16 protein-coding genes are annotated in these 21,373 nt (G+C 70.5%); all 16 read left to right on the top strand.

From position 1 onward, the window contains the following. Positions 1 to 126 precede the first annotated feature (126 nt). The 16 genes from ACOOGH_RS08950 (at position 127) to asnS (ending at position 21,368) form a co-directional block, all read left to right on the top strand. The gene (locus ACOOGH_RS08950) at positions 127 to 1,635 is read left to right on the top strand and encodes a UDP-N-acetylmuramoyl-L-alanyl-D-glutamate--2,6-diaminopimelate ligase (RefSeq protein WP_420448582.1); all 1,509 of its coding nucleotides are present in this window, start codon (positions 127 to 129) and stop codon (positions 1,633 to 1,635) included. Beyond that, positions 1,632 to 3,029, top strand: a complete 1,398-nt coding sequence (locus ACOOGH_RS08945; RefSeq protein ID WP_420448581.1) for a UDP-N-acetylmuramoyl-tripeptide--D-alanyl-D-alanine ligase — start codon at positions 1,632 to 1,634, stop codon at positions 3,027 to 3,029. The genes ACOOGH_RS08950 and ACOOGH_RS08945 overlap by 4 nt, the downstream gene beginning before the upstream one ends. Further along, positions 3,029 to 4,135, top strand: a complete 1,107-nt coding sequence (mraY, locus tag ACOOGH_RS08940) for a phospho-N-acetylmuramoyl-pentapeptide-transferase (protein ID WP_420448580.1) — start codon at positions 3,029 to 3,031, stop codon at positions 4,133 to 4,135. The genes ACOOGH_RS08945 and mraY overlap by 1 nt, the downstream gene beginning before the upstream one ends. Beyond that, the gene (gene murD, locus ACOOGH_RS08935) at positions 4,135 to 5,544 is read left to right on the top strand and encodes a UDP-N-acetylmuramoyl-L-alanine--D-glutamate ligase (protein WP_420448579.1); all 1,410 of its coding nucleotides are present in this window, start codon (positions 4,135 to 4,137) and stop codon (positions 5,542 to 5,544) included. Before mraY ends, murD begins: the two co-directional genes overlap by 1 nt. After that, positions 5,541 to 6,695, top strand: coding sequence for an FtsW/RodA/SpoVE family cell cycle protein (locus ACOOGH_RS08930; protein ID WP_420448578.1), 1,155 nt, complete (start codon positions 5,541 to 5,543; stop codon positions 6,693 to 6,695). Before murD ends, ACOOGH_RS08930 begins: the two co-directional genes overlap by 4 nt. A gap of 3 nt (positions 6,696 to 6,698) precedes the next feature. Further along, on the top strand, positions 6,699 to 7,847 hold the full coding sequence (locus ACOOGH_RS08925; protein WP_420448577.1) for a UDP-N-acetylglucosamine--N-acetylmuramyl-(pentapeptide) pyrophosphoryl-undecaprenol N-acetylglucosamine transferase: 1,149 nt from the start codon (positions 6,699 to 6,701) through the stop codon (positions 7,845 to 7,847). Next, positions 7,844 to 9,271 (top strand): UDP-N-acetylmuramate--L-alanine ligase, encoded by a 1,428-nt coding sequence (gene murC / locus ACOOGH_RS08920; RefSeq protein ID WP_420448576.1) that lies wholly within the window; start codon positions 7,844 to 7,846, stop codon positions 9,269 to 9,271. Before ACOOGH_RS08925 ends, murC begins: the two co-directional genes overlap by 4 nt. Continuing rightward, on the top strand, positions 9,255 to 10,148 hold the full coding sequence (locus ACOOGH_RS08915) for an FAD-binding protein (RefSeq protein ID WP_420448575.1): 894 nt from the start codon (positions 9,255 to 9,257) through the stop codon (positions 10,146 to 10,148). Before murC ends, ACOOGH_RS08915 begins: the two co-directional genes overlap by 17 nt. Then, positions 10,145 to 10,966 (top strand): cell division protein FtsQ/DivIB, encoded by an 822-nt coding sequence (locus tag ACOOGH_RS08910; protein WP_420448574.1) that lies wholly within the window; start codon positions 10,145 to 10,147, stop codon positions 10,964 to 10,966. The genes ACOOGH_RS08915 and ACOOGH_RS08910 overlap by 4 nt, the downstream gene beginning before the upstream one ends. Further along, positions 10,963 to 12,189, top strand: coding sequence for a cell division protein FtsA (ftsA, locus tag ACOOGH_RS08905; RefSeq protein WP_420448573.1), 1,227 nt, complete (start codon positions 10,963 to 10,965; stop codon positions 12,187 to 12,189). The genes ACOOGH_RS08910 and ftsA overlap by 4 nt, the downstream gene beginning before the upstream one ends. A gap of 17 nt (positions 12,190 to 12,206) precedes the next feature. Further along, the gene (gene ftsZ / locus ACOOGH_RS08900; protein WP_420448572.1) at positions 12,207 to 13,670 is read left to right on the top strand and encodes a cell division protein FtsZ; all 1,464 of its coding nucleotides are present in this window, start codon (positions 12,207 to 12,209) and stop codon (positions 13,668 to 13,670) included. A gap of 4 nt (positions 13,671 to 13,674) precedes the next feature. Continuing rightward, the gene (locus ACOOGH_RS08895) at positions 13,675 to 14,970 is read left to right on the top strand and encodes a M23 family metallopeptidase (protein WP_420448571.1); all 1,296 of its coding nucleotides are present in this window, start codon (positions 13,675 to 13,677) and stop codon (positions 14,968 to 14,970) included. Continuing rightward, positions 14,967 to 16,925, top strand: a complete 1,959-nt coding sequence (locus ACOOGH_RS08890) for a vWA domain-containing protein (RefSeq protein WP_420448570.1) — start codon at positions 14,967 to 14,969, stop codon at positions 16,923 to 16,925. Before ACOOGH_RS08895 ends, ACOOGH_RS08890 begins: the two co-directional genes overlap by 4 nt. Next, complete coding sequence (ftsY, locus tag ACOOGH_RS08885; protein WP_420448569.1) at positions 16,922 to 17,863, top strand: signal recognition particle-docking protein FtsY; 942 nt, start codon at positions 16,922 to 16,924, stop codon at positions 17,861 to 17,863. Before ACOOGH_RS08890 ends, ftsY begins: the two co-directional genes overlap by 4 nt. A gap of 4 nt (positions 17,864 to 17,867) precedes the next feature. Then, on the top strand, positions 17,868 to 19,982 hold the full coding sequence (gene recG / locus ACOOGH_RS08880; protein ID WP_420448568.1) for an ATP-dependent DNA helicase RecG: 2,115 nt from the start codon (positions 17,868 to 17,870) through the stop codon (positions 19,980 to 19,982). 84 nt (positions 19,983 to 20,066) lie between these two features. Continuing rightward, positions 20,067 to 21,368, top strand: a complete 1,302-nt coding sequence (asnS, locus tag ACOOGH_RS08875) for an asparagine--tRNA ligase (RefSeq protein ID WP_420448567.1) — start codon at positions 20,067 to 20,069, stop codon at positions 21,366 to 21,368. Positions 21,369 to 21,373: the final 5 nt, after the last annotated feature.

Genomic DNA, 21,373 nt, shown 5'->3' with positions numbered 1-21,373 from the left:
ATTGGGGGGAGGTTAACCGCGGGCGCAGCCGTTGGGTCGTGGGGTGGCGGTGACAGGGATCCCGGGCACCCGGGATGCAGTCGCGCCCGCGCCGTTGGCGACCGGTCGATCATGGATCCGAGCCCGATGTGTCGGACTTTGCCGCAGCGAACCACTACGAACCAGCAGATTGAGCGCAGGCTGGCGGACGCGGGCCTCGAACCACGGTGGAGGGGCGTTCCGCCCGCGGCGTTCGCAGCTCTTCGCTCCGACTCCCGCCTGGTCGGCGACGGCGACCTCTTCTGCGCGATTCCCGGGACCCGCGTCGATGGCCACGACTTCCTCGACGCCGTGAAGCGGGCCGGTGCCGGTGCCGCCGTCGTCGAGCGCGTGATCGATATCGGCCTCCCGCAACTGGCGGTCCGCGACGCTCGGGCTGCCGTATCCCATCTCGCCACGCTCTTCGCCGGCGATCCGGGCGAGGCGCTGAAGCTCGTCGGCATCACGGGCACCAACGGGAAGTCGACCACGGCCTGGCTCACGCGCTGGGTCCTGGAGGAGTTGGGACCCGCCGCGGCACTGGGCACGCTGGGCACGGTCTCCATCGATGGCGAAGTCGGAGACCCGGGGCTGACGACGCCCGATCCGATCGATCTGGCCCTCGAACTCGCCACTCTCAGGGCGAGTGGCGCCGAGGCGGCGGTCCTCGAGGTGTCGTCGCACGCGCTCGACCAGCGCCGCGCCGACGGCTTCTCCTTCGATGCCGTGGCCTTTACCAGCTTCAGTCGGGAGCACCTCGAATATCATCCGGATCTCGAGGCGTATCGGGAAGCGAAGCTGCGCCTCCTCGAGTTGCTCGCACCGGGTGGCGTGTGCGCCGTGAACGACGACGAGTCCGCCTGGAAGGGGATCTCGCCGGCGAACGCCACGACGCTTCGCTACGGCTTCGAGCCCACGGCCGATCTGTGGCCCGATCAACTGACCCTCGAGGCGGGCGGATCACGCTTCACGCTGCGCGCGCCGGGGGAGGCGGCTCCGGTATCGCTCCCGTTACCTGCCGATTTCAACGTACGGAACGCTCTCGCGGCCGCGGCGGTCGCCCGGGGCCTCGGCATGTCGCTCGAGCGGATCGCGGCGCGGCTCTCCGCGGCGCCTCCCGTGCCCGGGCGCATGGAAGTGATCTCGCGGGAGCCGGTGCTCGTAATCCGGGATTTTGCGCACAACCCGGATTCGTGCGAGCGGGCGCTTTCCTCGTTGCGGCAGATCGTGCCGGGCCGGGTCATCGCCCTCCTCGGTTGCGGCGGCGACCGGGACCCCGGCAAGCGCCCCCAGATGGGGACCATCCTCACCCGGCTCGCGGATGTCGCGATCGTCACGAGCGACAATCCCCGATCGGAGGATCCGTCGGATATCTGCCGTCAGATGGTCGTTGGACTGCCGGCGGACAGTTACGAGATCGTGGTCGACCGGCGGGAAGCGATTGCGCGCGGCCTTGCCGAGGCCGGCCCGGCAGACGCCGTCGCGCTCCTCGGCAAGGGGCACGAAACGTACCAGATCATCGGCGAGAAGCGGCTGCCCTTCGACGAGCGCCGGATCGTGGAGGATCTCCTTCCGGTGCGTCCCGGCGCGTCCGAACTCCCCGGAGGAGCGGCGTGACCGCGGCCACGCAGGCCCCGGCGTTGCGGTCGGACTGGATTCGGGCCGCGCTTCGTCTGGACCGCGGCAGCGCCGCGAGCGCCTGCGATGTCGCCGAGCGAGCGTACAGCGGGGTCTCATGCGATTCGAGGACGCTGGAGCCCGGCGAGTTGTTCGTCGCGCTCGCGGGGGAGCGGCATGATGCCGCCGATTTCCTCCCTCAGGCGGCGGCCCGGGGCGCGCCGGGGGCGATCGTGCGCCCCGGGCGGGAGAACCCGGCGCTGGGGATGGAGTACTTCGCCGTTACCGACCCGCTGCGCGCGCTCGGCGATCTGGCTGCCCGGGCCCGGCGCGAATCCGGCGCCACGGTCGTGGCCATTACGGGAAGTTCGGGCAAGACGACGGTGAAGGAGATGATCACCTGCGCGCTCTCGGAATCCCGCCGCGTGTACCGCACGGAGGGCAACTACAACAGCCAGGTGGGCCTCCCGCTGACGATCCTGCGCGCCGCGCCCGATGCGGACACCTGGGTCCTCGAGGTCGGGGCGAGCGAGCCCGGCGAGATCGCCCGACTGGCGGAGATCGCCCGCCCGGATCACGTCGTCATCACGACGGTCGGCGCCGCACACCTCGAGTGCTTCGGGGATGTGGACGGCGTGCTGCGGGAAAAGATGACGCTGGCGCACGGCGCCTCCGGCCGCGGGGTGCTCGTCGTGGGGGAGGAACCGGCCAGCCTCGCCGAGGCCGCCCGGGCCCACCGGCCCGACGCGATCGTCGCCGGGTTCGGTCCACGGGCCGGCTTCGGGCCCGACGCATACACGGTCGCTGCGGACCGGGTCGAGTTCCGCCGCGGCGAAGCGGTGGCTTCGCTGGCTGTGGGCGGCGAGCACCACCTGCGGGACGCGCTGATCGCGGCCGCGCTCGCGGAATCGCTGGACGTGCCGTCGGACGCGGTCGCCCGGGGGCTATCGCTCTACGAGCCCCTCGGCTTGCGCGGCGCCCTCCGCCGCATCGGGCGTCTCACGGTGCTGGCCGACTGTTACAACGCCAACCCGGATTCATTTCGCGCGGCGATCGCCCAAGCCCGCGATCTGCTGCCGGGGCGCCGCCGCGCGGTGTTCGCCGGCTCGATGCTCGAACTCGGCTCCCGGGAAGCGCAGGCACACCGTGAAATCGGCGAAGAGATGCGGGCGGCGGGGTTCGATGTCATCGCCGCCACGGGCCTCTTCTGCGACGCGCCGTTCGACGGCGTCCACGGTCCCGCCCTCATCCGGGCGCAGGATCCCGAAGCGGCCATGGAACCGTTCGCGGACGCCCTGGAGGGAGATGAGGTTGTGCTTGTGAAGGGCTCGCGTGGCGCACGGCTGGAGCGGGTCATCGACGAACTGGAAGCCCGTTTCGGAGGGGGCGCCTGATGCTCTATCACTTCCTCTTCCCGCTGGCGGACCAGCATATCCTGTTCAACGTCTTCCAGTACATCTCCTTCCGCGCGGCCGGCGCCATGGTGACCGCCCTCCTCACCGCCTTCGTCATCGGGCCGGGCGTGATCCGCGGACTCAGGAAGCACGGCATCGGCCAGATCGTGCGGACCGAGGGGCCGGCCACGCACCTCGCGAAGGCCGGCACCCCGACGATGGGCGGCATCATCATCCTCACCGCCTGTCTCCTGCCCACCCTTCTCTGGGCCCGCCTGGACAACTCCTATGTGTGGGTCGCCCTCGTCGTCACGGCCTGGATGGGCGCGATCGGCTTCATGGACGACTACCTGAAGATCGTGCGCCGCCATCCCCGAGGCCTGATCGCGCGGTACAAGCTCATCTGGCAGTTCGTGCTGGGTCTGGCGCTCGGCGGGTTCCTCCTGTGGCAACCGCTGTCCGCCTACGGAGCGACTCAGACGATGCTTCCGTTCTTCAAGGATCTCACGATCGTCCTCGCCCCGGCGATCTTCCCGCTCTTCGTCGCCGTCGTCGTCGCCGGAAGCGCGAACACGGTGAACCTGACGGATGGTCTGGACGGGCTGGCCACGGGTCTCGCCGCGATCGCCGTCCTCACCTTCGGCGCCTTCGCCTACGCGATCGGCCGGGTGGACACGTCGGCCTACCTCGGTGTCCTGTACCTGAACGGGGCCGGGGAACTGTCGGTGTTCTGCGCCGCGCTGGCCGGTGCGGCCATCGGCTTCCTCTGGTTCAACGCCCATCCGGCGCAGGTCATCATGGGGGACACCGGATCCCTGGCGCTGGGAGGCGCGATCGGCGCCGTCGCAGTGCTCCTGAAATCCGAGTTCCTCCTCGTCATCGTCGGGGGCGTGTTCGTCCTCGAGGGGTTGTCTGTGATCCTCCAGACCGGGTGGTTCAAGTTCAGCCGTCGACGATGGGGCGAGGGCCGCCGCCTCCTGCGCATGGCCCCGCTGCATCACCACTTCGAGAAACTCGGTTGGCCGGAGACGCGCGTCGTCACGCGCTTCTACATCGTTGGCGTCATCTTCGCGCTCGTCGGCCTGGCGACGCTCAAGATCCGCTGATGGCCGACGACCGCCGCTCTCCGCTCTTCGGGCCCGGCGATCCCGTGGCCGTCCTCGGACTCGGGGTGTCCGGGACGGCCGCGGCGCGGCTGGTGCAGGCGCTCGGAGCGGACGTGTACGCGAGCGACGCGTTCGAGGGACCCGGGCAGCGCGAGGCCGTGGAAGCACTCGCCGCCGAGGGCATCGACGCGGAGGTGGGACGGCACGACGTCGAGCGGATCCTGAACGCCGACCTCGTCGTGACGAGCCCGGGAATACCCCCGACAGCCGAAATCCGGCGGACCGTGCGGGAAGCGGGCGTGCCCACCGTGGCCGAAATCGAGGTCGCCTGGCGCCACCTCCGCTCGCGGGTCATCGGGATCACCGGCACGAACGGAAAGACGACGACGACCGCGCTCTGCGGGCACCTGCTGCAGCAGGCAGGCGTGGACGCGCTCACCGCGGGGAACATCGGCCGCCCGCTCTCCGAGATTCCGCTGATGAAACGGCAGCCCGACTGGCTCGTTGTCGAGCTGAGTTCCTTCCAGCTCGCGGATCTCCGGGCGTTCCGGCCCGAGATCGGCGTGCTCGTCAACCTCGCGGCGGACCACCTCGACTGGTATGCGAGCCTCGAACGCTACTACGAGGATAAGGCGCGTCTCTTCGCGAACGCCGATGCGGACAGCCGGTGGGTCCTTAACGGGGATGACGAGGATGTGCTCGCCATGGCGGAATCGGCGGCCGGAGACCGCTATCTGGCGTCGATCGAGTCGCATGAGAAGCCCGGAGCGTGGCTTGACGAGGCAGGGAAGCTGATCCAGCGCCTCGAGGCGGGGGGGGCGCCGCAGCCGTGGATCGCGGCCGGCGAACTGCAGCTGGTCGGCGTGCACAACGTCATGAACGCCCTTCTTGCGGGTCTCGGAGCGGCACTCGCCGGATGCGAGGCCGCAGCGATCGGAGCCGGGCTCGCCTCCTTCCAGGGACTCCCCCATCGCCTCCAGAGGGTGGGCGAGTTCGAGGGCGTCCTGTGGGTCAACGATTCGAAGGGAACGAACGTCTCCGCGACCCGCGTCGCCCTCAACGCGTTCGACCGGCCGCTTGTCGCGCTGCTCGGGGGCCGGCACAAGGGCGAATCCTACCGGTCCCTCGCCCCCGCGCTGCGCGAGAACGCGCGAGCCCTGATCGCGTTCGGAGAAGCCGCGCCGCAGATCGTGCGGGAACTGGGCGACGTGGCGCCGGTCGATGTCGCCCGTGGCGTGCCGCAGCTTGTACGCCTCGCCCGCGAGGCCGCCCGTCCCGGGGATGTCGTCCTCTTCTCGCCGGCCTGCTCCAGCTACGACATGTTCCCGGATTACCGGAAGCGGGGACGGACCTTCGAGAAGTGTGTCCGCGAGTCCTACGGAGGCCCGTCCCCGGAGGAGGCGACGTGACGGACCACGCTCTCGCCCGGGAACTTCCGCGCGTTCAGGAGTTCGCCGGCGCGCCCGCGTGGGTGCGGAATACGCTCATCGGGGTCACGCTCGTCCTCGTCGTGTTCGGGCTCCTCTCCGTCTACTCTGCGAGTTCGTTCGCGGCGCAGCAGAGCGGGCTGCCGGGGAATCACGTCCTCATGAGCCAGCTCGCTCGTGCCGCCGTCGGTCTCGTGGCCCTGATCGTCGCCGCCTTCATCGACTATCGCGTGTACCGGCGGCTCGCATGGCCGATCCTCGGGGCCGTGACGGTCCTTCTCGTCGTAATGATCCTCCCCGCCACGACCGACATCGCGCCCGTCCGCAACGGGTCACGCCGGTGGTTGATGCTCGGGCCGGCGACCTTCCAGCCCTCCGAGCTGGCCAAGGTGGCCGTCGTCTTCTGGACCGCCGCGCTTGCCGTCCGCAAGCAGCGCTCCCTCACCAGCTTCTTCCGCGGCGTGCTCCCGTTCCTCGTCGTCCTCGGTCCCGTGCTCGTCCTCATCGCCGCGGAGCCGCACCTGTCGGCGACGCTGATCACGGCCGCGCTGGCGGCGGTCGTGCTCTTCGCCGCCGGGATGCGCTTCCGGCATTTCCTGCTCCTGGCGCTGCCCATCGGCCCGGCGTTGTGGTGGCTGGTGCGCTCGAACAGCTACCAGCTCACGCGGATCCTCGCGTTTCTCAATCCGGAGGCGGACATGTCGGGTGCCGGCTACCAGCTGCAGCAGGCGCAGATCGCGATCGGGTCGGGCGGCATCCTGGGCGCGGGCTACGGCGAGAGCACGCAGAAGCTCTACTACCTGCCGGAAGCGCAGAACGATTTCATCTACCCGATCATCGCGGAGGAATGGGGGTTCGTGGGCGCGGTGACGATGCTCATCCTCTTCCTCGTATGGACCCACCTCGGGCTGAGGATCGCTAAGTCCGCCCCGGACCTGTTCGGGCGCCTCATCGCGATCGGCCTCACGGCGATCATCGCGATCGGAGCGTTCGGACACATCGGGATCACGATGGGGCTATTGCCCACCACGGGGGTGAGCCTCCCCTTCATCAGTTCCGGCGGGACCGGACTCGTCATCGCGCTCGCGGCCACGGGCGTCCTGCTCAACGTGGCTTCGCGGCGGAGATGCTGAAGCATGGCGTCACCTCGTATCCTGCTCGCGGGGGGTGGCACCGGCGGCCATCTGTATCCCGCCCTGAACCTGGCCGCGGCCTTCGGGCGGCTGGCCCCCGAAGTCGAATGCGTGTTCCTGGGTGGGCGGCGGGGCCTGGAGGCGCGCGTGCTGCCTGACACCGGGTACGAGTTCCGGCTTCTACCGCTGCAACCGCTGTACCGGCAACGGCCGTGGCGGAACTGGCGTCTGCTGGCGACCGCTCCGGCTGTGCTCGCCGGCGTGCGGTGCGCGTTCCGGGAATTCGATCCGGCGCTCGTCGTGGGCACGGGGGGATATGTGGCGGGGCCCGCGCTCGCGGGAGCCCGTCTCCGCCGCGTGCCCGCGGCGATTCAGGAACAGAACGCGGCTCCGGGGCTCGTGACGCGCCTGTTCGCGCCGAACGTCGATCAGATCCACCTCGGATATCCGGAGGCGGAGGGGCGGCTGCGGGTCGGGCGGCGCACACGTCTGAGCGCCCTGGGGAATCCCGTCGCGCCCGGGGTCGGCGGCGCCTCGGGCGGCGGGTCGGCCGGTACGTCTCCGGTCCGCTTCGAGTGGCCGCATGGCCGCAACCTCCTCGTTTTCGGCGGGAGCCAGGGGGCGCTCGGCCTCAACCGAGCCTTCCTGGGCGACCTCGAGTGGGTGGCGCGAGACGGATCGGCGTGGCCGGACGGGGTCTCCGTCGTGTGGATCGCCGGGCCGGGGCACGCGGCCGAACTCTCCGCGCGGGTGTCGGAGCTTCCGTTCGCGGAGCGTGTGCGCGTCGTCCCCTACATCGACGACCTGGGCAGGCAGCTCGACGGGGTCACACTCGCGCTGTGCCGGTCGGGGGCGATGTCGCTCGCCGAACTGTGCGCCGCCGGGCGGCCCGCGGTGCTCGTGCCGCTCCCGACCTCGGCCGGAGGGCACCAACTGACGAACGCGCGGGCGCTGGCGGAGGCGGGGGCGGCGGAAGTTCGCGAAGAGGGCGGGCTGGCGGTCGGCGAACTGTGGTCGCACTGCCGGGACATCCTCACGGACGACGAGCGCCTGTCGCGGATGTCGGCGGCCGCTGCGAGTCGGGGGCGGCCCGACGCGGCGCTCGACATCGCGCGCGAGATGCTCACCCTCCTGGATCGGTGCGCGGCATGACCGGGGCGACGGTGGGAGCTCCCCGTCCGGCGGGGATCGCGGACCTTCCGGCGCCCGGGGCACACGTCCATCTCATGGGGATCGGCGGCGCCGGGATGCGCGGACTCGCCCTTGCCCTCGATCGCGCCGGCTACGTGGTGAGCGGGTGCGACCGCGCTCCCGCCGACGCCCTCGGCGACCTCGCGGCGCAGGGGATCACGGTCGAGCGGGAGCACGCTCCCTCCCACGTGTCCGGGGCGGATCTGCTCGTTCGCAGTTCGGCCGTGCCGGAAGACCAGCCGGAGGTCGTCCGGGCCGGGCTCGCCGGCGTGCCCGTGATGCGCCGGGCCCGGGCGCTGGGGGCGCTGTTGAACGGGCAGGCGCTGGTCGGGATCGCCGGGACGCACGGGAAGACGACGATCACCGCGATGGCCGGGCACGCGGCCGCGGCGGCCGGGCTCGATCCCCTCGTCCTCGTCGGGGGACGGGTCGACAGGTGGAAGGGGTTCACGCGGCCCGGTGACGGTCCCGCCATCGTGGAAGCCGATGAGTTCGACCGTTCCTTCCTCGAGCTTCAGCCCACGCTCGCCGTGGTCAGCTCGCTGGAGCCCGAACATCTCGACACGTACGGAACCTGGGAGCGTCTCCGTTCCGCGTTCACGGAGTTCGCCGGAAGGGCCCGGCACGCCGGGGGTCTCATCTACTGCCACGACGACGAGGGTGCCCGCGGACTCGCGGAGGCGGCGGGCTTCGCGGGCACGCGGCACGGGTTCGGGTACGGGTTCGGCAACGGGGCCTGGTGCAGGCTTGAAGGGACGGGGCCGCGTGCGCTGCGGCTCTCCTGGCCGGACGGAGAGATCGACCTCACTCTCCGCGTACCGGGGCGCCACAACCGACTCAACGCCGCGGCGGCCTTCCTCGCCACCGTGCGGCTCGGCGGCGATCCGCGGGCGGCGGCGCGCGGGCTCGCCGGGTTCCGCGGCGTGGCCCGCCGTCTCGAGATGATCGCGGCGTGGCCCGATCTCACGGTGTTCGACGACTACGCGCACCACCCGACCGAGGTCGCGGCGTCACTCGCCGCGCTGCGGGAGGCATATCCCGAAGCCCGGCTGAGGGTCGTCTTCCAGCCGCACCTGTTCACCCGGACGCGCGACTTCGCGGGCGCGTTCGCCCGTGCCCTCGCGCTGGCTGACGACGCGCTTGTGCTGCCGATCTATCCCGCGCGAGAGGCGCCGCTCCCGGGCGTCACGTCGGACTTGATCGCCGGCGGATCCGGCGCGTCCGGCGCGGCTGCGGTCCTCATCGAGCGGGAGGATGCACGTTGCCTCGTTCCGCCGGAGGTCGGCGCGGGAGAAGCGGTGCTCGTCTTCATGGGCGCCGGCGATGTGACCGACCTCGCGCACGCGGCGGTCCAGAGGCGGGCGGGCGATGCGGTGGGAACGTGATGTCCCGCTCGCACCCCTGGTCCGCTACCGGATCGGCGGACCGGCCGCACGGCTCGCGCGGCCGCAGTCGATGGCGGAGCTCGCCGCCGCGCTGCGCGAGACATCCGGCCGCGGCTGCCGCGTGCTGGGGACCGGAGCGAACCTGCTCATCGGCGACAGCGGAGTGCCGGAGCCTGTCCTCATCCTCGAGGGAGACTTCGGAACGATCCAGGTCGGGGCCACCACCATCGAAGCCGGGGCAGCTGCCCGTCTGCCCGCCCTCGCGCAGGCTGCGCGCCGCAACGGGCGTGCCGGGTTTCATTTCCTGGAGGCAGTGCCCGGCACTCTCGGCGGAGGCCTGCGCATGAACGCCGGCTCGAGGGACGAAGGGCTCTGGGACCGCGTCGAATGGGCCGACGCGGTGACGCCCGAAGGCGAGCTCGTGCGCATCCGGCCCGAGGTGGCGCAACCCGCGTACCGCCGGGTGGGCGTGCCGGCCGACTGGGTGTTCGTGCGCGCACGCCTCGAAGCGACACCAGGGGAGTACGACGCCGTTCGCGATGCGCACCTGAGCTTCCGCGAACGGAAGGTGCGGGATCAGGTGTACGACCTCCCATCGGTCGGATCGACGTGGAAGAACCCGGGTTCACCACATCCGCCAGCCTGGGAGATCGTGGACAGCGTGGAAATGAGAGGGGCCCGGGTCGGGAACGCCCGGATCCATGAACGGCACGCGAATTTCATCGTCAACCTGGGTGGCGCGCGCGCCGCCGACGTGATCGGACTGATGGCGGAGACCCGCCGCCGCGCCCTGGCCCGTCTCGGCGTGACGCTGGAGCCGGAGATCCAGCTGTGGGGGGTCGAGCCCGCGCAGCTCGCCCTCGTGGGGGCCGTATGAATCCTCCCGTGTGGGATCCCGAGGACCTTGCCGCCCCGCCGCCCCCCGAACGCGAGGAGCGCAAGAGATCGCGCTCCCGGCGCATCACCCGCCGAGGACGCCGCAGGCTCCTCTTCGCGCTCATGGCGGCCTTGATCGGCTTTTCCGTCCCCATATGGGTGCCCCGCATCCTCGCGACGCTGCCCGCGTTTCGCATCTCGGAACTCCGCGTCGTCGGGGCCGAGCACGCCTCGACGGACGAGATCAGGGAACTCGCCGCCGTTACCCCGGACGCGTCCGTATGGGACGACCCCGCGGCCTGGGAGGAACGCGTGCGCGCGCATCCGCTGGTTCGCGAGGCCACGGCCCGTCGGGAGGGGTTCCATACGCTCGAGATCGCCGTCGTGGAGCGGCGTCCGGTGGCGCTCGTCGCGACGCCTGAACTGCGTCCCGTGAGCGGTGATGGGTACATGCTGCCGCTGGAACCCTCCTCCGCACCGCTGGACCTGCCGATCGTCCGGGGTCCGGTCGAGACGGAGAGCGGCTTCGTGACGGACCCGGGAATCCGGGAGCTCATCTTCGCGCTGGAGCGAATGGATCGAACGCGGGGCGACTTCATATCCCTCGTCTCCGAGGTCGGGCGGGCAGCCGAGGGAGGATACCGCTTCCTCCTCCTTCCCGGCGCCGGGGCCGACGTCGTGCTGCTGCCGCGCGACCAGCCCCTGCGTGCCCTCGACCGTGTCTCGATCGCGCTCGGACAGATCGAGGATCGGCACGTCGCACGTGCAGACGCGCGTTTCAGAGGCCAGGTTGTACTCACGCGCGTGGAGGAGCGATGATTCAGGGGGCGGGCATTGTCGGGGTGGATGTGGGGTCGACGAAGACCTGTGCGGTCGTCGCCGCCGTGCATCCCGGTCGCAGCCCCACCGATCCGCTGGAGATCCTCGGGCTCGGCGTCACGCGTTCCGAGGGCATGCACGGCGCATCCATCGCGAATATCGAGGCCACGACCCGCGCCGTCCGCACCGCCGTGCGGCAGGCGGAAGCCATGGCCGGCCGCGAGGTGGAAGCCGCCTATGTGAGCGTGCCCAGCGGAAGCGTTCGCACGTCCCGGTCGAAGGGCGTGCTTCAGGTCTCCGCCTCGGAGATCGCTCCCGCCCACGTCAAGCGCGTGCAGGAGGTCGGCCGCGCGGTCCCGGTCCCGCCCGGCCACGAGTTGATCCACGCGCTGTCGCAGCGGTACACCGTCGACGACCGCGACGGGATCCGGGACCCCGTGGGAATGGTCGGAGCCCGTCTCGAGGCGGACCTCTGCATCGTGACGGCCGACGTGGCCGTCTGTCACGACCTCTCGAAAGTCGTCGACCGTGCGGGATACCGCCCGGACGAACTGGTCATGGCGCCGCTGGCCACGGCACTCGCGGTGCTCGAGGATGCCGAACGCGAGGCCGGCGTGGCCCTGGTCGAGATGGGAGGCGCGACGACCGATGTGCTCGTGTATGGAGGCCACCGCATTCTTCACGCAGCGACGCTGCCCTGGGGCGGCTCGATCGTGACGCGGGATGTCGCCCGCGGCCTCGGCGTTCATGAAGACGAGGCCGCGCAACTCAAAGAGCGACACGGCGGAGCGCTGCGCGACGCGGCCGATTCGCAGGAGATGCTCGACGTCTCCGGGGCTCGGCACGGACGGGCCCGACGTGTGTCGCGCGAGTTGTTGCTGCACATTATCGAACAACGGCTGGATGAAGTTCTGGGACTGGTGTACGAGGAACTGGAGGCGAGCGGAACGCTGCGCGGACTCGAGGCGGGAATCGTGCTGAGCGGCGGCGGGGTTTCGCTCTTGCACACGGAAGATCTGGCTCGTTCGGTCTTCAACCTGCCCGTTCGCACGGGTATTCCTTCGCTCGGCCTCACCGGCATGGCGGACAGCGTCGCGCGTCCGTCCTACGGTACCGCCGCGGGGCTGGTGCTGTACGGTGCGTCGCGGGCCTCGGCAGGAGGGTTGGTGGGAGCGACCCGCGCCTTCGCGAGAGTCGGCGGGTGGCTACGGGAGCTTTTCTGATGGGAGGGAGGGGACACATGGTCTTTGCATTCGATGAGAACGGCGCGCGCAACGCGAAAATGAAGGTCGTCGGCGTAGGTGGCGCCGGCGGCAACGCGGTCAACCGCATGATCGACGAGGAACTCGACGGCGTGGAGTTCATCGCGGTCAACACCGATACCCAGGCGCTGAAGGAATCCGGCGCCCATCTCAGGGTCCAGATCGGGAAGGAACTCACGCGGGGCCTGGGAGCCGGCGCCCGTCCCGAGATCGGACGGCAGGCGATGTCCGAGAGCCACGAAGAGATGCGATCCGCTATCGCGGGTGCGGACCTCGTCTTCGTCACGGCGGGGATGGGTGGAGGCACCGGCACGGGAGCGGCTCCGATCATCGGCGCCATGGCTCGGGAGATGGGGTCGCTGTGCATCGCGATCGTGACCCGCCCCTTCCACTTCGAGGGTAAGAAGAGGATGAGGCACGCCGAGATCGGGCTGCGGGAGCTTCGGCGTGCGGTGGACACGATGATCGTGGTCCCGAACGAGCGTTTGCTCGCGGTCGTGGGCAAGGAGATGACCTTCCGCCAGGCGCTCAAGAAAGCAGACGAGGTCCTGCTCCAGGCAACCCAGGGGATCTCCGACCTCATCTCCGTGACGGGCGAGGTGAACGTGGACTTCGCGGATGTCCGTACGGTGATGTCGAACCGGGGGGCCGCCCTCATGGGAACGGGGGAGGCAACGGGCGACGACCGGGCGGTAGAGGCGGCGCAGCAGGCCATTTGCTCGCCCCTGCTCGACTACGTATCCATCAACGGCGCCACGGGCGTCCTCATCAACATCAGCGGTGGCCCCGACCTGACGATCGACGAGGTAACGACGGTCAACTCGATCATTCAGGAGGCCGCGGGCGACGAGGGCGAAATGATCTTCGGCGTCGTGCACGATCCTCAGTTGGAGGGCAAGGTGCGCGTGACCGTGATCGCGACGGGGTTCGGAGATGCGGTGGTCGATGACGAACCGGTGCCCGTGGCGGAGAGGGTGATCCCGGCGACGAAGGCGCCGCCCGAGCCCCCAGCGACCCCGGTGGTGATCGGTTCGATGTACGAGGGTCCGCGCGTGTTCGACGCGCGCCCGGTCGAGCCTGCGCCGCCGGAACCCGAGCCTGTCGAGGAGCCCGCGGAGGTGAAGCGGGCGGGCATCGCGTTCGAAGCGCTGGCGGCCGAGGAGCCGGGGCCCGAGCCCGTGTCCGAGCCGGAATCGGAGACCGAGCCGGCGCCCAAGCCCGAGCCTGAGCGGTCGGTGTCCGAGGGACCGGTGTTGGAGGCGCCGGGGGACGAAGCCGGGCCGGCGGATGGTCCGGTGGCCGAAGAAGTGACGCCCGAAGCGGCGCCCGAAGCGGCCCCCGATGTGCAACCGGAAGTGCCGAGCCAGGAGTCGTGGACCGACGCCCGGACGGAGTTCGAGGATCTTGAGATCCCGACCTTCATACGGCGACAGATGGACTGAGAGCTTGAACGAGAGACTCCACACAGCAGTTGGATTTGCGGTCGGACTCGCCCTTGCGGGTGTGCTGCTCGTCGGCCGGAGCACGTTCGGCACCGGAGCCGAGCGGACGGACGACGTCAAGGTCGTCGAAGTGCCGACGCCACCGGCGCCCATCACGCTCGTGCACCGTCTGGAGTGGGGTGAGACGCTGGGGGGCGTGTTCGCGGACCATGGCCTCGACCCCGTCGCGACGCACGCCATCGTCGAGGCGATGGGCGAGTTCGAGAGTCCCCGCCGGCTGCGGCCCGGCGCCGCGATCCATTTCGTCCGCCGACCCGGGGAATCTCCGGCCCGGATCCGGGTTCACCTCGACGCCGACCGCGTCCTCCACCTGTGGCCCGACAACGACACCGGGCCGACATGGCTGGCCCGGCTCGATTCCGTGCAGGTTACCCGCGACACCCTTCTCCTGGCGGGTCTCATCCAGACGAACCTGTTCGACGCCGAGCTGTTCGGTGATGTGGAGGGGCTGAGCGACCAACAGCGCTTCGACGTGGCGCACCGGGTTTCACGGGTGTTCGCGTGGCAGATCGACTTCTGGCGCGATCTGCGGCGGAACGATGCGTACCGGATTCTCCTTGAGCGTGACGTGCGGCCGGATGGCTCGGTGCGCGACGCCAGGGTGCTCGCCGCCGAATTCCGGAACGACCGGCGCACGCTGACGGGGGTGCGATTCGAGGCTGGTGCGGACGAGCGGGTGGAATACTACGACGAAGCGGGCGAGGCCCTCCGGGGGCAGTTCCTGCTCGCACCGATCGACATCGTCCGTGTCACGAGCGGCTTCAATCTGAGGCGGTTCCACCCGGTCCTCCGGCGCACCCGGCCGCACCTCGGCGTCGACTACGGCGCGGCGCGGGGCACGCCCGTGTACGCCACGGGGGCCGGCCGCGTGACCCGGGCAGGGTGGTGGAGCACGTACGGGAACGCCGTCGAGATTCGTCACGCGAACAACATCCGTACCCGATACGCGCATCTGAGCAACGTTGCCAGGGGCGTTACGGCCGGCACTCAGGTGGAACAGGGGCAGGTCATCGGATATGTGGGCGACACCGGTCTCGCGACCGCGCCTCATCTGCACTACGAGTTTCTTCGGAACGGCGCGCAGGTGAACCCGGCCCGTCTGCAGTTGCCCAGGGCCGAGCCGGTCCCCTCTGAACTGCGCGAACGGTTTGCGGCGGTTCGACAGGCCGTGCTGTCGCAGTTGAGAGGCCTTCCGATGCCCATCCATCCCTCGCAGCGCGCTCGCCGCACACAGGATTGAGCCCCGGCCTCTGGCTTCTCGTCGCGCTGGCCGCGGTCGCCCTCGCCGGCTGGGCCTATGCCACGCGCGAGGAGCGTGTCGCGGGGCGTAGCGGTCCCGCCGCCCTCCGCGCGGCGGCCCTCTTCCTCATACTCGGCGCCCTCGCGTTGCCCGCGCTGCGCGACAGCGGTGTCGGAGTGCCCGAACGCGTTGTGCTCCTCGACATCTCGCGCAGCATGGCGCTCCCGGTAAGCGCCGGGGAAGCCGGCGGCACGACTCGGCTCGACTCGGCTCTTGCTCTTCTTCCCGAACTCGCGCCCGATCGGGTTTACCTGTTCGGAGACCGACCCGTCCCCGCGCGGCTGGACTCGCTGGACACCCTTGTCGCGGGGCACGACGCGAGCCGGCTCGAACCGGCCCTGCAGGCCGCCCGCCTGGGCGGAGCCGACAGCGTATGGGTGCTGACCGACGGAGAACTCACGGACCGCGACGCCGCCCGGGAGACGGCCGAAGGTCTGGGGCTCGGGGTGCGGGAACTCCGCGTTGCCGATGCCGAGTCCCGGGTGGCGCTGGCGGCGCTCCGGGCGCCGGAGCGGGCCCGTGCCGGCGATACCGTCCGCGCCACGCTCGAGTTTCGCGCCGCCGCCGGATCGGCCGGAGGCGCGGGCGAATTGCCCGACAGCGTGAGCTTCCAGCTCGAGCGCGAGGGAGAGGTCGTCGCGACCGTGCGGGCGCCACGCCCCGCTCCCGGCCGCACGGGCCGCGCGGACATCGCCTTCGTCCCGCGCGACGAAGGCGCCCGGCCCGCGTGGCGGCGCTACGAGGCCGTGCTGCTCGATCCGCCGGACCCCTTCGGCGTCTCCGAGCGGAGAGGCGTGTGGATCGAGGTTTCGGAATCCTCCGCCGGCGCCGTACTCGTGTCGCTGGCCCCCGACTGGGAGGCGCGCTTCCTTGTGCCCGCCCTAGACCGGCTCGTCCTCGGGGGCGCGCGCGGATACCTGCGCCTTGCCGATGATCGCTTTCTCGAGATGGGCGCCGGCCCCCGCATCGTCGCTGCTTCTCGAGTGCGGGAAGCGGTGGGGGGCGCCCGGCTTCTCGCGGTCCAGGCCGCGCCCGAGGATCTGCCACCCTGGCTGGCGGACGCGCTGAGGGCCCACGCGCGGACGCTCTTCTTCGCCGGAGGGCCGGGTGAGGTGCCGGGGGTGGGTTCGCGCATGACGGGCCCCTTGCCAGGGGAGTGGTACGCCGCGGGGCCGGTGCCCGCGAGTCCCTCGGCCGCGCTCCTCGCCGAGGCCGACCTGGACCTGCTGCCCCCCGTCCGCGAACTCTATGCGGTGGAGCCCCCCGGGCGATGGTCGGTGATCAACGCGAGCCGGAACCGGCGCGGCGAGGGAAGGCCCCTCCTCACGGCCGGCGAGGACGGGGAGCGCCGGTGGGCGCTTTCCGCCACCTCGGACTGGTGGCGCTGGTCGCTGCGCGGGAACGAGCCGCGCCGAGTCTACGAGGGCGTGTTCAGCGGCATCGTGGGCTGGCTCGCCGAGGACGCCAACCCCCGGCTCGCCTCGCTCGTGCGGCCGCCGGCCCCGGGCGAGCCGCCGCTGTGGCGCATCCGTCCCGGCTCCTCCGACCTCACGATCCAGCTGCTCGATGAGGCGGGTGCCGAGGTGTGGAGCGAATCGGCCACGGAACCTCCGGCCGAGATCGCGGGCCCCGGTCTCCCTGCGGGCCGTTACGAGGCCATCGTGACGGCCACCGGGCCTGAGGGCTCCGTCGAACTCCGGCGGCCCATGGATGTCGAACCCGACCTCCGCGAATTCCTTCCCCTGGCTCCGTCCGAACCGCTGGCCATCGAAGCGCAGCCTTCGCCCCGGGCGCCGGTCGAAGTCCGCTCGCCCCGGCCCGTGTGGCCGTTTCTCCTCGCCGTGCTTCTCCTGTGTGGCGAGTGGGTGTGGCGGCACCGGATCGGACTCCGTTGACCGGGACCCTCCGACGCCCGAAACGCGGCCTGTGGCGGCGCATCGTCGACTTCGCGCTCACGGACGTGAACACCCTCGTCGACGGTGGGCTCGACGAAGCCGCCATCGAGCGCCTGGAGGAAGTCCTGCTCGAAGCCGACTTCGGGGTCGACATCACGCTCGAGCTGATCGAGGCGCTCGAGAGGGCGGCGAGCCGCGGCGCCATCGCGACGGAGGGCGACCTGCGCGAGCTGCTGCGGTCCCGGCTGGCCGAGATCCTCGTCGCCGCCGAAGCGCCCGCCGGCGGAGCGGCCGCGGACCCACCTCCTGCCGGAGACGGGCCGGCGATCCTCCTCCTCGTCGGGGTGAACGGCGTGGGGAAGACGACGACGGCGGCGAAGCTGGCCGCGAGGCTGCAGGCGGGAGGGGAGCGCGTGCTGCTCGCGGCGGCGGACACCTTTCGGGCGGGGGCGCAGGAGCAGCTCCGGGCGTGGGCGGAACGGCTGCAGACCGATTTCGTCGGGGGAACGCCCGGAGCGGACCCGGCCTCCGTGGCGTTCGACGCGGTGGCGGCGGCGCGCGCCCGGGACGCGGCCTGGGTGCTGGTCGACACGGCCGGCCGTCTCCATACGCAGGACGATCTGATGCGCGAACTGGTCAAGGTCGATCGAGTGCTCGGCCGACAGGTGGCGGGCGCGCCGTACGAACGGCTGCTGGTCGTGGACGCCACTTCGGGACAGAACGTGATGAACCAGGCGCGCCAGTTCGGTGCGTCGCTCGACCTCACCGGTCTGGTGCTCGCCAAGTTCGACAGCACGGCGCGCGCGGGCACGGTCGTCTCCGTCGTCCGCGAACTGTCCGTCCCGGTCCGCTTCCTCGGAGTTGGGGAGTCCCCTGAGGATCTCGAGGAGTTCTCACCCGACCGGTATCTCGCCAAGATCCTCGCGCCGGAGCCGTGATCCCGTGACGCCGCCGCGCTCCATCCTGCGGGGATCCGTGCAGTACCTGAAGGGCGTGGGCCCCCGGCGAGCGGAGCGCTTCGCGAAAATCGACGTGCACACCGGGCAGGACCTCCTCTATCACCTTCCGTACCGGTACGAGGACGCGACGACCGTCGATGCGATCTCGGACCTGAAGGTCGGCCAGGATGCGACCGTCATCGGGCGCGTCGTCTCGAAAGGCGTCATCCCCACCCGACGCCGGCTGCGCGTCTTCCGCGCCGTGATCCGGGACGAGAGCGGCCACATCGAATGCGCGTGGCCGGGACGTCCGTGGCTCGACCGCACGATCGACAAGGGCGACCTTCTGCTGGCCTCCGGACCCGTGCGCTTCTACCACGGCCGGCAACTCCAGCCCCGCGAACACACCGTGCTGGCCCGGGTTTCCGACGAGGAAGGGTCCGCCGGGGAGCGAGGGGCCGCCGCAGAGCGCCCCGCCGCGGGGCGAGTGTTTCCCGTCTATCCGGCCACCGAGGGGCTCAGCCACCGGCAGATCCGCGCCGTGATCCGGCTCAACCTCCCCAACCTCCTCGCCGATCTCGGAGAGGAGGAGCCGTTTCCGGGGGAGTGGCTCGAGGAACTGTCCCTTCCCCCGCTCGCCGACGCCCTCCGGACGCTGCACCGTCCGTCGGCGGTCGACCGGATAGAGCGCTGCCAGCGACGCCTCGCCTTCGAGGAACTCTTCTTTCTCCAACTCCTCCACGCCCGGGCCCGGGCCCGCCTGCGTCATGAGATCCGGGGCGTCGCCTTCGACGCGCCGCCCACTCTCACCCGAGCGCTGCTCGGCACGCTTCCCTTCGAGCTCACAGAGGGCCAGCGCCGCGCCTGGTCCGAGATCGAGGCCGACATGGGCCGCCGCGCGCCGATGAACCGTCTGCTGCAGGGGGACGTCGGGAGCGGGAAGACGGTCGTGGCCGCGCTCGCCATGCTCAAGGCGATCGAAGCCGGGCATCAGGCGGCGATCATGGCCCCCACCGAGCTTCTCGCCGAGCAGCACCAGCGCACGTTCGTGAAATTGCTCGAGCCGCTGGGCCTCGAACCTGTGCTCCTCACCGGTTCCGTCACCGGCAAGGCGCGGGAACAGGCGCTGGCCGGGATCGCCGACGGCAGCGCCCGTCTCGTGGTCGGGACGCATGCGCTGATCCAGGATAGCGTCGACTTCGTATCTCCCGGCCTCGTCGTCATCGACGAGCAGCACCGCTTCGGCGTCGAGCAGCGCCGACGGCTCCGGGAGAGCGGGAAGGCCCCCGACGCCCTCGTGATGTCCGCGACGCCGATCCCCCGCAGCCTCGCCCTCATCCTCTACGGCGACCTCGACCTCTCGATCATCGACGAACTTCCCCCCGGCCGCCGGCCGATCCGCACCGCCGTGCGCGGTCCGGAAAGCCGCGATGCCGCCTTCGACTTCCTCGGCGACCAGCTTGCGGCGGGCCGCCAGGCGTACGTCGTCTACCCGCTCATCGAGGAGTCCGAGGCCCTCGATGCCCGCGCCGCCACCGTCATGTTCGAGCAGCTCCAGGACCGTTTCCCGGACGTCACCGTGCGGCTCCTGCACGGGCGCCTCTCCTCGGCGGAGAAGGACGACGTGATGAGGAGCTTCCTCGCCGGCGACACCGGCCTCCTCGTCGCGACCACCGTCATCGAGGTGGGCATCGACGTCCCCAACGCGACCGTGATGGTGATCGAGGACGCCGAACGCTTCGGCCTCGCCCAGCTGCACCAGCTGCGGGGACGTGTCGGGCGGGGGGCCGAGCAGTCCTACTGCATCGTCTTCCACGCCGCCGAGACGCCGTCGGAGAGGCTCGTCGCCTTCGAGCAGAAGACCGACGGCTTCGAGCTCGCCGAGGAAGATCTGAGGATCCGCGGCCAGGGCGATCTCTTCGGCAAGGAACAGCACGGCGCCGTCCTCCTGAAGTTCGCGCAATTGGACCGCGACTACGACCTCCTCGACGCCGCGCGCCGGCGGGCTCGCGCCATCGTCGACGCCGACCCTGGGCTCGAGAGGTCCGCCCACCGCCGGTTCCGTCACGAACTCGATCTCCGCTACGCCCAGCGGGAGGCGCTCTACCAAGTCGGGTGACCCCGTCGCCTGACCCCGTCGATTGACCGTGCCGGCCGGCGGCGTTTGCCCCGTCCCGGGGGGAACCGCAACTTGTCGCCGCACATGTCACAAGCCACCGTCACCATACGCGAATTGCCCGCCCGCATCGGGGATGAAGTCCGTCTCCGCGGCTGGGTCAGGCGCCTCCGCTCCAGCGGCAAGATCTCCTTCCTCGTGCTGCGCGACGGAACGGACGAGGTTCAGTGCGTCTTCGTCCGCAATGAGGTTCCGCCCGAGGTATGGGAACCACTGACGACGGCGGGGCACGAGGCGTGCGTCTCGGTGACGGGGGTCGTGCGCGCCGATGCCCGCGCCCCTTCCGGCGTCGAACTCACCGCGTCCGGTTTCGAGGTGCTGGGGCCGTCGTCCGATTTTCCGATCCAGCCCAAGGAACACGGCGTCGATTTCCTGCTCGAGAACCGCCACCTCTGGCTCCGGAGCGCGCGCCAGATCGCGATCATGCGCATCCGCGACGAAGTCATCCGGGCGATCCACGACTTCCTCCATCACGAAGGCTTCATCCACGTCGACACGCCCATCCTCACCGGCGCCATCGGCGAGTCGGCCGGCACCCTGTTCGAGACGGAATACTTCGATCTCGGCACCGCGTACCTCGCGCAGACGGGGCAGCTCTACGTCGAGGCGGCCTGTGCGGCGCTGGGCAAGGTGTACTGCTTCGGCCCCACCTTCAGGGCCGAGAAGTCGAAGACGCGCCGGCACCTGACCGAGTTCTGGATGGTGGAACCCGAGGCCGCCTGGCTCGACTCCGAGGGGAACATGGCGCTCCAGGAACGCTTCATCTGCTGGATCGTGAAGCGCGTCCTCTTCAACCAGCGCGACCAGCTCGAGGCACTCGGCCGCGATATTTCGAAGCTCGAGGCCATCCAGCCTCCCTTCGACCGCATTAGCTACACCGACGCGGTCGCTCTCCTGCAGTCGAAGGGGAGCGACATCGAGTGGGGTGCGGATCTCGGCGCGACGGCCGAGACGATCCTGGTCGATGGCCGTGACAAGCCGCTCTTCGTGTTCGACTATCCGAAGGGGGTCAAGGCCTTCTATATGAAGGAGAACCCGGAGGATCCCCGCACGGTGAAGTGCAACGACCTGCTCGCGCCGGAGGGATACGGCGAAGTCATCGGCGGCAGCCAGCGGGAGGACGACCACGACAGACTGCTCTCGCGCATTCGCGAGGAGGGGCTCCCGGAGGCGTCCTACGACTGGTATCTGGATCTCCGGAAATACGGGACCTTCACCCACAGCGGGTTCGGACTCGGGGTCGAGCGCACGGTGACGTGGATGTGCGGGATCGATCACCTGCGCGAGACGATCGCGTTCCCCCGCATGATGACCCGCATCACTCCGTGACCGGT

Source organism: Candidatus Palauibacter sp., assembly GCF_965213655.1.
In the GTDB taxonomy this organism is placed as follows: Bacteria; Gemmatimonadota; Gemmatimonadetes; order Palauibacterales; family Palauibacteraceae; genus Palauibacter.
This window is presented reverse-complemented; position numbering and strand designations above follow the sequence as displayed.